We start from the raw sequence: 13,050 nt of genomic DNA, 5'->3' as shown, positions 1-13,050 counted from the left end.
CTGTATTGCGTGCCAAGACATATCGCCGATGACTTCCGAGAGGTGCCCGTGCACGACGAGAAGGATGATTTTGACTACGAATCATTGATTGCCGCGTGTGGCAGCAAGGATCGTCGGGCGCTACAGCGGCTTTATGAGCGCGATGGCGCCTACCTTCTCGGCGTGGCCCAGCGCATTGTGCGCGACCGGCAATTGGCCGAAGACGTCCTGCACGATGCCTTCGTCAGCCTGTGGACCAACGCGGCCAGCTTCGACGCCGCCCGTGGCTCGGGGCGTGGCTGGATTTTCAGCATCGTCCGGCATCAGGCCTTGAATGCCATCCGGGGGCGTCAGCGTGAGGTCGATATGGACGACGAAACCCTTGATGCCCATGTGAGTACCGATGCCGTGCATGAAGCGGCTTCGAATTCATTTTCGGTCGATCCGCTAATGCTGGGCCGCCTCGGCGAATGTCTGGAACGGCTCGACGCGTCGCCACGTGCCAGCATTCTTCACGCTTATCTCGACGGCTATACCCACAGCGAAATCGCCGAGCGGCTCCGCTCGCCCCTCGGCAGTGTCAAAGCGTGGGTGCGACGCGGTCTGCAATCGCTACGTGAGTGCATGGGATGACGCCAGAAGAACTTAACGCGCTCGACGATCTTGCGGGCGAATACGTCGTCGGCACCCTGCCATGGGCGCAACGGCAAGCCGTGCAGGCGCGTCTGCGCCACGAACCCGTGTTGACCGCCAAAGTCGCCGAGTGGGAAGCGCGACTCCAGCCACTGGCCGACACCGTGGCGCCCTTGCCGCCTTCAAAACAGCTTTGGCCGAGAATCCGCAGAAGCACGTCAACCACAGGCGCCCAAGGATGGGGGCGCTGGTGGAACAGCGTTCGATTCTGGCGTACCGGCGCCCTTGCCGCGTCGTTTGCAACGGTGGTGCTTGCGGTGGTGCTCGGCGTCCAGCTTCGTACACCGGCACCGGTGCCGCAATTTGTCGTCGTGCTCATGTCGCCGCAGGACAAGACACCGGCGTGGCTGGTGCAAGTCGGCGCGAACCGGAAACTGCGCCTGATACCGCTGAAGTCGCAGGAAGTGCAGCCCGCCAAGGCGTTGCAGTTCTGGACCAAGGCCGATGGCTGGTCCGCGCCGATGTCGTTGGGTCTGGTACAAGCGGGCGAATCGTTGGAAATTTCACTCGATCGCCTGCCGCCGATGCAACCCAATCAACTGTTCGAGATCACGCTTGAGCCGCCCAACGGGTCGCCGATCGGGCGTCCGACGGGGCCCATCCTGTCTATAGGGCGCGCGGTACCGACGACGTGAGGCCACCCGCCTTCGCCGGAAAATGCAGGCGAAACTCTGTCCCGGCAGTGGCGTCGCTTGTCGCGGTCACTGAGCCGGCATGCAGTTCCATGATCGATTTGACGATGGCGAGCCCCAAGCCGGTACCTGTGGTTCGTGTGCTGCCGTCGTTATGGCGCGACGGGTCCACGCGGTACAGGCGGTCGAAGATTCTCGGCAGATGTATTTCGGGGATCACGTCGCCCTGATTGTGGACGGCAATTTCAGCACCGTCGGGGAATGCCGAGCAACGTATCGATATCGTGCTGCCCGGGCGTGAATGGCGAATCGCATTGGTCAGCAAGTTGGCGAGCGCACGGCGCACCAACCCTCGATCGACGACGCAGACGGCATCGCCGCTGACCTGCATCGTCAGACCACCCTCCTCCGCCATCGGCGCGAAGTCCTCGGCAATCGACGCCGCAAGCTCGTGCAATGCCGTGGGTTCCCGTTGCAATTTCGCGTGGGCGGCATCGGCACGCGCCAGAAACAGCATCGACGTGATCATGTGCGACAGCCGCTCGCATTCCTCGATGTTCGACGCGAGAATTGCCTTGTACTCCGCTGGCGTGCGCTCCCGTGAAAGGGCGACCTGTGACTCACCCATCAGGTTCGATAGCGGCGTGCGCAGGTCATGCGCCAGATCGGACGAGAACTGCGAAAGCCGCGTAAAGGAATCGTTCAGCCGGGCGAGCATGCGATTGAACGCGTGCGAGAGGTCGCGCAGCTCTGCCGGGGTGTCGTCGTCCGCCAGCGGCTGGCCAAGCCGTTCGCTCGATACCTGCTCGGCGGCCTGTGTGAGCGTGCGCAAGGGTTTTAATCCGAGGGTCACCAACCAGTACGCCATGGCCGCCACCAGCAACGTGCCCACAATCAACGCCACCACTGCCGTGAGCGCGAAACTGGCCAGCACGTTGACCTGCTCTCGCGGATCGAGTTGCACCACGATCATGACGTGCTCGCCGCCTTGTCCGATGACGTCGTCGGCCGCGACATAACGCAGCCGGACGCCTAACTCAGCGTTAGCGATCTTCTGAACGTGGCGCTCATGCGGAATGTTGTGGCTGTCGACGTACGTCAGCGCCGTTGCGGGGGCACGGTAGCCACGACTCGCGATCAACGTCTTCCCGCTGGCATCCAGCACGGCGAAGTCCAGATTCTGATGCCCGTGCGTCGCGTCGTACCATCGGCGCGGATTGGCACCGATCTCCGACTTGTCAGTGATGCCTCTGAGCTCCGAGCGCAACGAACTGACAGTGCCGAGAAGGTCCTGATGGGCGCGTGCACGCAGTTGTTCTGCCAGTGCGAAGTAGAGATACAAGCCCATGAGCGCCAGCACAGTGAACATGCAGCCAGCGATAAACAGCGTGAGTCTGGCGCGCATCGACCGGGCATGCCGTAGCGGTTCGGCAGCGTTCGTCATGATTCGCGAGGCTCGCGAAGTTCCAGCACGTAGCCCATGCCTCGGACGGTATGAATCATCTTCGTGGCAAACGGATCATCGATCTTGGCGCGAAGGCGTCGCATCGTCACATCGACAATATTGGTATCGCTGTCGAAGTTGACGTCCCAGACCTGCGAGGCAATCAGGCTTCTCGGCAATATCTCGCCGTGGCGTCGCATCAACAAGGCCAGCAGCAGGAATTCCTTCGCCGTCAGCGTAATGCTCGTGCCTTGGCGCACTGCCTTGTGACCGAGCAGATTCAATTCGAGATCGCCGATCTGCAAGACGTCGGGCTCACGCGTGCGCCCACGGCGCAAGATGGTCCGCACGCGCGCCAGCAACTCGGCAAACGCGAACGGTTTCGTCATGTAATCGTCAGCGCCGAGATCGAGTCCCTTGATGCGCTCGTCGAGATCGTCACGCGCGGTCAGAAACAGCACCGGCGTGTGGCGGCGCGCCCGGAGTTCGGCCAGCACCTGCCAGCCGTCCTTGCCCGGCAGCATGACGTCGAGGACAACAAGGTCGTACGCGAGTGTGGTGGCCATGTGCAGACCGTCCACGCCGTCGACGGCGAGGTCGACGACATAGCCAGCCTCCGTCAGCCCCTTCTTCAGGTACTGCCCCGTCTTGTGCTCGTCCTCGACGACAAGAATGCGCATTTCGTTCCTAAGTTGACGTTGAACCACTAACTCTGCCGGCGGAATTTACGTCCCATCCGGGCAACCCAACGATTGGCCGTCCCGCCCTGCGCCTCGCGCCGGCATACGGCACGATAGAGCACAGGCAGCACCAGCAAGGTCAGCATGGTGGAAGACAGAATGCCACCAATGACAACGGTCGCCAGCGGGCGCTGCACCTCAGCACCCGTGCCCGTGGCAATCGCCATGGGCACAAAACCGAGCGACGCGACCAGTGCCGTCATCAGCACCGGGCGCAGGCGCGTCAGCGCGCCTTCCCGAACGGCCACGTCCAACGGGCTTCCGCCGTCTCGGAGATTCCGGATGAAGGATATCAGCACCAGACCGTTGAGCACCGCCACGCCTGAAAGCGCGATAAAGCCTACCGCCGCCGTGATGGAGAGCGGAATGCCACGCAACCACAGCGCGACCAACCCGCCGCTCAGGGCAAACGGAATGCCCGTGAACACGATCAGACCGTCGCGCACGTTGTTGAACATGGCGAACAGCAGCGCAAACACCAGCAACAACGCCACCGGCACGACGATCTTCAACCGGTCGGACGCCGACTGCAACTGCTCGAACTGGCCGCCCCAAGCCGTCCAGTACCCGGCAGGCAGCGCAACTTTCTCGATCTCGACGCGCGCGTCTTCGACAAACGATCCCAGATCGCGGCCCCGCACATTCGCGCTCACCACGATTCGGCGTTTGCCGTTCTCGCGACTGATCTGGTTCGGGCCGGGGCTCAGATCCAGCGTGGCGACTTCGGACAGCGGAATGAACGCGGCACGTTGCATTGCCGGGTCGCCCACGACACCGTCGCCGCGTGGCGTTGCCGCACTCGCAGCGGGGAGCGAGATCGGCAAGCGCCGGATCGCATCGAGGTTCTCGCGCACGTTATCCGACAGGCGCACGACGATGCTGAACCGGCGATCCCCCTGAAACAACGTGCCCGCCGTCTGCCCGCCAAGCGCGGCGGCGACCGTGTCCTGCACATCCGCAACGTTGATGCCGTAACGTGCAATCTTCGCCCGGTCGATGTTGATCGTCAGCATCGGCAGCCCGGATGTCTGCTCGACCTTGACTTCCGTCGCGCCCGGAATCGCTTGCAATCGCGCGCTCATGCGGCCAGCCACTTCGTTCAGCACGTTCATGTCGTCGCCGAATATCTTCACGCCCACATCGCTGCGCACGCCGGAAATCAACTCGTTGAAGCGAAGCTGGATCGGCTGCGAGAACTCGTAGTTGCTGCCCGGAATCGATTGCGCGACACGAGTGACCTCTTCAATCAGTTGCTCGCGCGTCTTGTTCGGATCGGGCCATGCGCTCTTCGGCTTGAGCATGATGTAGCCGTCGGAAATGTTTGGCGGCATCGGGTCCGAAGCGACCTCTGCGGTGCCGGTTCGCGCAAACACGCGCTCGACTTCCGGCAATTGCGAGATCAACGCCTTTTCCAACTGCTGCTGCATCTGCACCGACTGCGTGAGACTGGTGCCCGGAATGCGTAACGCCTGAATCGAGAGATCGCCTTCATTGAGATTCGGCATGAATTCGCTGCCCAGCCGGGTTGCCAGGCCGAATGTCATGAGCACGGCGATGACGGCACCGGCCAGCACGACGCGAGCGTTTCCGAAAGCCCAGTCAAGCGCGGGTTCATATAGACGGCGCGCGGCCCCCATGACGCGGTTCTCTTTCTCCTCCACCCGGTTGCCGATAAAGGCCGCCACCGCCGCAGGAATGAACGTGACCGAGAGCACCATTGCCGCGCCCAACGCCATGACTACGGTGATTGCCATCGGGTGGAACATCTTCCCTTCAACACCTGTGAGGGCAAAGATCGGCAGATAGACCACCATGATGATGGCTTGACCGAACAGCAACGGGCGTCTGGCTTCACGCGCTGCGGCGTAGACCTCATGCAAGCGCTCCTGCATGGTGAGCGGGCGGCCATGCGCCCGCTGCGCATGCGCGAGCCGCAACACGCAGTTCTCGACGATCACGACCGCCCCGTCGACGATGATGCCGAAGTCGAGTGCGCCGAGGCTCATCAAATTGGCGCTGACCCGGCCGGCCGCCATGCCGGTAAAGGTCATCAGCATGGACAACGGAATCACGAGCGCGGTGATCAGCGCGGCACGCAGATTGCCGAGGAACAGGAAAAGAATGGCGATCACCAGCGCCGCGCCTTCAAGCAGGTTCTTCTTGACGGTCGCAATCGCCTTTTCCACCAGCACGGTGCGGTCGTACACCGGAATGGCGGAGACGCCGGGCGGCAGGCTCTTGTTGATCGAGATCATCTTTTCCGACACGGCACGCGACACGGTGCGGCTGTTCTCGCCGATCAGCATGAACACCGTGCCGAGCACGACCTCGCGGCCGTTCTCAGTCGCGGCGCCGGTGCGCAGTTCACGCCCGAGTGAGACCTCTGCAACGTCCTTCACCCGTACCGGAACACCGTTCACGTTGTTGAGGACGACGTTGCCGATGTCCTCCGCGCTTTCGACTTGTGCAGGCACGCGAACCAGATACTGCTCCCCGCGCCGCTCGATGTAACCCGCCCCCACGTTGGCGTTGTTGCGCTCCAATGCGCGCACGACGTCGGTAAACGTCAGCCCGTAAGCGATCAGCCGCGCCGGGTCCGGCGCAATCTGATACTCCTTGGCAAAGCCGCCGATCGTATTGATCTCGGTGACACCGGGCACGCTACGAAGCTGCGGCTTGATGATCCAGTCCTGCACTTCGCGCAGATCGGTCGACGTGTAGGGGGTGTTGTCGGGCTTGCGCGCGTCGGGCGAAGCCTCGACCGTCCAGAGATAGATTTCCCCTAGCCCGGTGGAGATCGGGCCCATCTCCGGGTTGATGCCGGCGGGCAATTTCTCGCGCGCCTGTGCGATGCGTTCGCCCACGAGTTGGCGGGCAAAATAGATGTCGGTGCCGTCCTTGAAGATGACCGTGACCTGCGACAAGCCATAGCGCGACATCGAGCGCGTTTGCTCAAGCCCCGGCAGGCCCGACATCGCGGTCTCGATCGGATACGTGACGCGCTGCTCCGCTTCGAGCGGTGAGTATCCGGGCACATTCGTGTTGATCTGCACCTGCACGTTGGTGATGTCGGGCACCGCATCGATGGGCAGTCGCTGATAGGCGAAGACACCGGCAATGGCGACGGCGAGCGTGACGATCAGCACCAGCCAGCGGTGCGCAATCGAGAACTGAATAATGCGTTCGAACATGCGTCTGGCTCCGGGGCTCAGTGGCTGTGCTCAGCCGTGCTCTTGCCGAGTTCGGCTTTGAGCACGAAGCTGTTGGCGGCCACGTAGGGGGTGTCGGGTGCCAGTCCGCTGACGATTTCGACGTGCGTGTCGTCGCGGCGACCGGTCTTCACCGGCGTGGCGACAAACCCCTGCGCCGTCTTGACGAAGACGACCGTGCGGCCCTCGACGGTCTGAATCGCTGCCTCGGCAACCGCCACCGGCACATTGACCTGACTCGTACCGATGAAGACATTCACGAACACGCCGGGACGCCACATGCGGTCCGGGTTCTCAAGCGACACCCGCGCCTTGGCCGTGCGAGTCTGTTCGCCCAGCAGCGAGCCGACGTAGGCCACGGTGCCCTTCGCCTGTGAATCGAAGGCGGTCGAGCGCACGGTCACGGGGGTGCCCACGCGCACCGCACCAAGCGATTGGGACGGTACGGCGATCTCGGCCCACACAGTGCCCATATCGGACAGCGTGAACAGGTTGGCCGTCTCCGTGACGGCTTCGCCCAGCGCAGCGTGCTTCTCCACGACGGTGCCGTCGAACGGCGCACGCAGTTCAATCCGGTTCAACCCGTCACCGGACGCAGCGCTCGCGCCCACGGCACTCAGCTTTTGCCGGGCATTGCGCACTGCAATGTCCGCTTCCCGCAAGACCTGTTGTGCGGCGATGAAGTCTTGTTCTGCCGAGATCTTTTCTTCCCACAACATCTTTTCGCGCTCGTACGTCTTGAGCGCACCGGCTCTGCGCTCCTGCGCGGTGAGCAGTTCCGCCCGTTGCTCCGACACTTGTGTGCTGAACAGCACCGCGAGCACGTCACCGCGCTTGACCTGCTGCCCGAGACTCACGTTGACCCGCTCGACCACGCCCGGCACGCGCGGCACCACGTGCGCCGTCCGGTCCTCGTTGAAGCGAACTTCGCCGGGCAATTCCATTTGCTCGGAAATCTGAGCCGCCCCCGCTGTCTTGATCTCGATGCCCGCAGCCGACTGTTGCGCGTCGGTCAGCGTCACACGCTCGTCGCCACCAGCCTTGGCCTCGTCGGCATGGTCGTCATGATCGTCATCGCCCTCACCGTGGGCAGCGCCCGACGCCTTCGCGTCGTCATGATCGGCATGCGCATCCTGCTTCGCCGCGTTGGCGGCCTTCGAGTCGGGCGTTGACGGCGATTGACGCCCGTCGGCACGAATGACGCTGACACCGATACCCACACACAGTGCGGCGATGCCGCCAAAAACGATCCACTTCTTTGCTCGTTGCACGAGGATTCCTCACTGATATTGCGGTTGGGTCAGACGATCGGCCGACAGGAGCGAAACGCCGTCGACGCTGCCACCGACGGCCTGACCGACGGTGGCGTAGGCGCTGTACGCGCTAGCGACAGAGGTGATGTACTGAGAGCGGGCCATCGCGAGCGTGCGTTGCGCATCCAGCACGTCGAGAAAACCGAACTTCCCGAGCAGGAAGCCGCGCCGCGTAGCGTCGTAGGCGCTCTGGGCTTGAGGCAGGATGTCCTCTCGGAGCCTGCGGGCGGCTTCGCGCGCCGCCGTGAACTCCGCGTAGGCGCTCGTGAGCGTCTGCTGCTGTTGCTGGCGAACGCCGAGGTAGGCGTCACGTGCGATGTCGGCGCGTTGTGCGGCCTCCAGCGTGGCGCCGCGCCGGGTGTCGAAGATCGGCAAGGGAATCGAGAGCCCAACGACCGCCTGATTGTCTGTGCGTGCGCCGTCGGTCACACGTTTCAGACCGAGGGTGACGCTCAAATCGGGGATGCGTTGCGCGCGCTCCAGTTTTGCGAGCGCGTCACGACGCTGGATTTCCTCGCTTGCCGATCGCACCGCAGGCGTGGTGTCGAGCGCCGCCGCGAGACGCGACCATTCGGGCAGCATCGGCAGCGACTCCAGACTGCCAGACAATGTGCCGGGTAACTGCCCCTCGCCCACGCTAAGTACCTGAGCGAGCCGTGCGCGAGCGCGATCGCGTGCGGCGTTCGCGCTGGCCAATTCGATCTGTGCGTTGTTGGCGGCGATTTGTGCGCGCCCTTCATCGACGGGCGAGACCTTGCCCGCTTTCACGCGGCGCTGCACGGCAACGAAAGTTTCCTGCGCGATGCTGGCCGTCTGCGTGGCCAGCTCGACCAGCTCAGTGCTTGCCAGCGTCTCGAAATAGCGCACGACAACTTCGCTGCGTACCGAGGCTTCGCTCGCCTGCGCGTCCAGCTCGGCCGCACGCTGCGCGGCTGACCCAGCCTCGACACGCCATTGGCGCTGTCCACCGAGTTCGATCGGCTGCGTGAGTTGTGTCGTCGTCGTGCGCGCGGTGCTGCGAAAGTCCTCCTGAAGGATCGACAGCGAGGGATTCGGTCGCGCACCGGCTTGAATAAGCGCGCTCGACTGCGCATCGATTTCGCGTCGCGCGACTTTCAGGCCGATGTTGTTCTCGAGTGCGCGCTGCATGGCTTGTGCCAGCGTGAGCGAGGTGACGGCGCCGGGTGCGCTGGCGGCGGGCTGTGCATTTGCCGGGGCGATGCCGAGCAACAGCACGGCAACACACGTCGCGTAGAGGGTGGTCTTCATGGGCGCAGAGAGAGCCGGCGCGCAGGCGGGAATCGATCATGGCGGATCGGCGAGCGCGCACGGACAGGGAAAGGAGAGCCCGGACGTGAGGGACCGGACAGCGGGCATCGTAAGCACCCGCCGCGATCACCAACATGAAACGGGGATTACATTTTTGTCATCTTCAGACGACGGCGGCCGTCAGGGATGCTCGCTGCCGTCCGCCCGAGCGAGGCGCGCACCGGCAACGGCGCGTTGGCCTGCCTCTGCCGGTATCGGGTCGATGGCACCGTACATGGTGTTCAGCCATTGCGTCAGACGGAGTTCGGCGAAGTACACCTGACCGCCTTCAAGACGAAGACTGCGCCCGAACGTGCCGTCTGCCTGCCCCGTGAACTCATGTTCGCCCGGTGGAAGGTCGAGTACGAGATAGGTCATGGGCGCGAGATCACCGGCATGGGTATTGCCCACGTCGACCGGCGTCGCGCGCCGAGGGTCGGTCGTGCGCGAGCGTACGAGATAAACGCGAGCGACTTCGGGTGGGGGCGGCGCGAACGTCTTGGCTTGCCCATCGGCGTCGCGGCTCTCCATCGGCACCGAGACACACTGCGATGGCTTGCCCAACCAGCGACACGGGACGAAGGCTTCGGCCTGCGCGCTTTGTACGGTCGCTGCCAGCGCGACAGCCACGAGCGTCGCGACCGGAAAAAAAGAGAGGAGACGCCGACGCATGACGTCACTCAACCAGCGGCAGTTTCGGATACACCGAATCGGGCTGATTGAGCAGGCCCTGTTCAGCCGCCGCTTCCAGCTCTTTTTGCACTTGCTCGCGGGTCATCTTCGACGTTGACTGCGTGCCTTGCAGTGCCTTGAGGTTCGACGCAACCGGCACGCCATTGGCATGCGCGTCCTTCAGTTGCTTCGTCACGTCGTCACGCGCAACGGCCGAGCCGGTGTCGGCTGCGAACGGCGGCACGTTGTTGTCGTAGCGTGCGGTGGCCTGCACAGACATCGACAGCAAAGCGCAGGCACTGAGGGAGGAGATGAGGACGATGCGTTTGATCATGGTGGTACCCCTTGGGTTGAGATGACTCGGAAAGACGTCAGTCCCTGTGGAACTGTTGGGTACCATCGTAAGCAGCGGCGGCAAACAGCAAGATGAACCGGGGATTACTTATTTGTCATGAAGATGACAAGGAACGACAAGCCTAGGATGTCCATCGCATGACGCATCAATCGATGCTCACACCGGGCGAAATCATGACCTATAGTCGTTACTCCGGTAGCGCCGGATAGCCCCCTTGCGCCGGCAGGCTATGCCTCGACAACTTGCTGGCGAGCAGTATCGACTAGGAGCAGAGCATGAGCGATAAACCGACCGTCATTCTGGTTCACGGTTTCTGGGGAGGTGCGGCCCATTGGGCGAAGGTCATTGTCGAATTGACGCGCAAAGGCTATACCTCGATTCACGCGGTTGAAATGCCGCTCACGTCGCTCGCCGACGATGCGGAGCGTACGCGCAAGATGATCGCGCAGCAGAAAGGTCCTGTCCTGCTCGTCGGCCACTCGTATGGCGGCGCCGTGATCACCGAGGCCGGCGATCAACCCAATGTGATCGGGCTTGTCTACATCGCCGCGTTCGCGCCCGACGCAGGGGAAAGCCCCGGCGGCATCACCGAGCAGCATCCGCCTGTTGCGGTACCGAATCTGGCGCCGGACAGCGATGGCTATCTGTGGATCAAAGCCGATAAGTTTCACGAGAGTTTCTGTCAGGATCTGACGCCGGAAGAAGGGCTCGTGATGGCGGTGACGCAGAAGGCTCCCCTCGCGTCGACGTTCGGCGACACCATTACGGCCCCGGCGTGGAAGAAAAAGCCGTCGTGGTATCAGATCTCCAGCGAAGACCGGATGATCGCGCCGGAGAACGAGGCGATGATGTCGGCGCGGCTCAACGCCAGGAAGGTGATCACGCTGGCGGCAAGTCACGCGTCGCTGGCGTCGAAGCCGGTCGACGTCGCCGCGCTCATCGACGAGGCGGCATCAACGCTTGCCAACGCCTGAGGCTTCCAATGACGGGCACCCCCGGATAACGGGGGCTAAGGAGGCTAACGGGGGGGACTAACCGGGGTTAACGTTAGTTCCTCCCAGCAACAGAGAACGTGTCAAACGCTCCTAATCGTCGGGTTTTGTCGGGCACTACCATGACTTCACCCTAAAACGAAAAATCAGGAGACATGGCATGCTTCACGACCTTCCCGCCCGGCCCGAAACCGTGCATTGGGGCTACTTCGACGCGACCCAGCGACCCGCACTGACGGTGAAAAGCGGCGATCTGATTCGCGCCGAAGCCGTCACGCATCACGCCGGCGACGCCCCCGATCTGATGATGGACGCCGCCGTGCGTGCCATCTACGACACGATTCCCCACGAAGACCGCAACCCCGGCGTGCACATCATGACCGGCCCGATCTTTGTCGAAGACGCGAAACCGGGCGACATGCTCGAAGTTCGCTATCTTCAGATGATTCCCCGCTTCCGTTACGGCGCTAACGTGGCCGCCCACTGGGGACAGCTGTACGACGATTTCAAGAAAGAGCGCGTCACCATCTACGAGTTGGATAACCGCTCGAACACCGCTCACGCCCTCTTCGCGTTCGACTACCCGGGCAAGCTCACCACCCCGGGAAAGATCGTCGACCACCGCGAGTGCTGCAAACAACCGGCACTGGCAGGGGTGCGCGTCCCCGTGCGCCCGCACTTGGGCACCGCCGGTGTTGCCCCGGATGCCAAAGGGCGCGTGACCACGGTCGAACCCGGACTGCACGGCGGCAACATCGACAACTGGCGCATCGGTGCCGGTGCCACGATGTACTACCCGGTGCAGGTTGACGGGGCCCTCTTCTCGATCGGCGACCCGCATATTTCACAAGGCGATGGCGAGATCAGCGGCACTGCCATTGAAGCCTCGCTCAATGTGCTGTTCCAGATCGTGCTGCGCAAGGACTTCCACTTCCCGTCGCCCCTGCTTGAGACACCGGACTGCTGGATCGTCCACGGCTTCCATCCCGACCTCGACGAGGCCGGCAAGAACGCCGGCCGCGACATGGTCCAACTGCTCACCGAGCAGCAAGGTCTCTCGCGCGACGACGCGTACTCGCTCATGAGCGTTGCCGCCGACTTCGGTGTCACGCAGGTGGTCGACGGCACGCAGGGTATCCATTGCACGATGCCGCGCAGCATCTTCCCGCCCGGAGAGACGGACGCGATGACGGCGGCCCGGCAATCGACAAGCCAGTCGAAAAAACCGTAAGGAACCCACGCCATGCAATACGTCTACATCGGGCGCAACGAAATCGTCGCCCTGCTGGTCGGGCTGGTCACGGGCACGCTGTACTCGTGGCTCAACCTGCCGATTCCGGCCCCAAACGTCGCCGGGGGCATTTTTGCCATCGTGTTCACCTACCTTGGCTATCTCATTGTTCAGGCGTGGCGCCGCTCGGTGACGTTCGGCCGCCCGCCCGCCGAAGACGTGCCGCACGCACGACCGGTCCGGTCATCCTGAGGAGAACGCCATGGTAGAACTCACGCTGGGCGCCACCGAACTTCAGGCGGCCGCCGTCGGTCTGGTCACCGGCATCGTCTACACAAGCGTGCGGGCACCGATTCCCGCGCCAAACGTGCTCGGCGGCATTTTCGCCATCTTCGGTACGTTTGTCGGCTTTGTGATCGTCGCCGCGATGCGAGGCCAATTGCACTTCGGCTAGACGGATTGCATCATTGACGGCAATTCCC

At 63.1% G+C, this 13,050-nt stretch carries 13 protein-coding genes; 6 read left to right on the top strand and 7 right to left on the bottom strand.

The annotated features are described in order from the left end of the window. Positions 1 to 9: 9 nt before the first annotated feature. Together AT302_RS12110 and AT302_RS12105 are read left to right on the top strand one after the other, a co-directional pair. Positions 10 to 612 (top strand): sigma-70 family RNA polymerase sigma factor, encoded by a 603-nt coding sequence (locus AT302_RS12110; RefSeq protein ID WP_237172134.1) that lies wholly within the window; start codon positions 10 to 12, stop codon positions 610 to 612. Next, entirely contained in the window at positions 609 to 1,307 is a 699-nt protein-coding gene (locus AT302_RS12105) for an anti-sigma factor (RefSeq protein WP_058378665.1), read from the top strand. Before AT302_RS12110 ends, AT302_RS12105 begins: the two co-directional genes overlap by 4 nt. Here AT302_RS12105 and AT302_RS12100 read toward each other — a convergent pair. From AT302_RS12100 to AT302_RS12070, 7 genes are all read right to left on the bottom strand, one after another. Further along, positions 1,279 to 2,748: a heavy metal sensor histidine kinase gene (locus AT302_RS12100; protein ID WP_058378664.1), complete on the bottom strand. Its 1,470-nt coding sequence runs from the start codon at positions 2,746 to 2,748 to the stop codon at positions 1,279 to 1,281. The genes AT302_RS12105 and AT302_RS12100 overlap by 29 nt on opposite strands. After that, positions 2,745 to 3,428, bottom strand: coding sequence for a heavy metal response regulator transcription factor (locus AT302_RS12095; RefSeq protein ID WP_058378663.1), 684 nt, complete (start codon positions 3,426 to 3,428; stop codon positions 2,745 to 2,747). Before AT302_RS12095 ends, AT302_RS12100 begins: the two co-directional genes overlap by 4 nt. Before the next feature lie 26 nt (positions 3,429 to 3,454). After that, the gene (locus AT302_RS12090) at positions 3,455 to 6,679 is read right to left on the bottom strand and encodes an efflux RND transporter permease subunit (RefSeq protein ID WP_058378662.1); all 3,225 of its coding nucleotides are present in this window, start codon (positions 6,677 to 6,679) and stop codon (positions 3,455 to 3,457) included. A 17-nt stretch (positions 6,680 to 6,696) separates the two neighbouring features. Continuing rightward, entirely contained in the window at positions 6,697 to 7,968 is a 1,272-nt protein-coding gene (locus AT302_RS12085; protein WP_058378661.1) for an efflux RND transporter periplasmic adaptor subunit, read from the bottom strand. A gap of 9 nt (positions 7,969 to 7,977) precedes the next feature. Further along, on the bottom strand, positions 7,978 to 9,279 hold the full coding sequence (locus AT302_RS12080; protein WP_058378660.1) for a TolC family protein: 1,302 nt from the start codon (positions 9,277 to 9,279) through the stop codon (positions 7,978 to 7,980). A gap of 180 nt (positions 9,280 to 9,459) precedes the next feature. Continuing rightward, positions 9,460 to 9,990, bottom strand: a complete 531-nt coding sequence (locus tag AT302_RS12075; RefSeq protein WP_058378659.1) for a DUF2846 domain-containing protein — start codon at positions 9,988 to 9,990, stop codon at positions 9,460 to 9,462. A 4-nt stretch (positions 9,991 to 9,994) separates the two neighbouring features. Further along, entirely contained in the window at positions 9,995 to 10,324 is a 330-nt protein-coding gene (locus AT302_RS12070) for a DUF4148 domain-containing protein (protein WP_058378658.1), read from the bottom strand. 296 nt (positions 10,325 to 10,620) lie between these two features. Between AT302_RS12070 and AT302_RS12065 the strand changes: the two genes are divergently transcribed. From AT302_RS12065 to AT302_RS12050, 4 genes are all read left to right on the top strand, one after another. After that, positions 10,621 to 11,319, top strand: coding sequence for an alpha/beta hydrolase (locus tag AT302_RS12065; RefSeq protein WP_058378657.1), 699 nt, complete (start codon positions 10,621 to 10,623; stop codon positions 11,317 to 11,319). A 178-nt stretch (positions 11,320 to 11,497) separates the two neighbouring features. Continuing rightward, entirely contained in the window at positions 11,498 to 12,568 is a 1,071-nt protein-coding gene (locus AT302_RS12060) for an acetamidase/formamidase family protein (protein WP_058378656.1), read from the top strand. A gap of 12 nt (positions 12,569 to 12,580) precedes the next feature. Beyond that, on the top strand, positions 12,581 to 12,820 hold the full coding sequence (locus AT302_RS12055) for a XapX domain-containing protein (RefSeq protein ID WP_058378655.1): 240 nt from the start codon (positions 12,581 to 12,583) through the stop codon (positions 12,818 to 12,820). Positions 12,821 to 12,830: 10 nt separating this feature from the next. Continuing rightward, positions 12,831 to 13,022: a DUF1427 family protein gene (locus AT302_RS12050; protein WP_058378654.1), complete on the top strand. Its 192-nt coding sequence runs from the start codon at positions 12,831 to 12,833 to the stop codon at positions 13,020 to 13,022. Positions 13,023 to 13,050 lie beyond the last annotated feature (28 nt).

Source organism: Pandoraea norimbergensis (assembly GCF_001465545.3).
Classification (GTDB): Bacteria; Pseudomonadota; Gammaproteobacteria; order Burkholderiales; family Burkholderiaceae; genus Pandoraea; species Pandoraea norimbergensis.
This window is presented reverse-complemented; position numbering and strand designations above follow the sequence as displayed.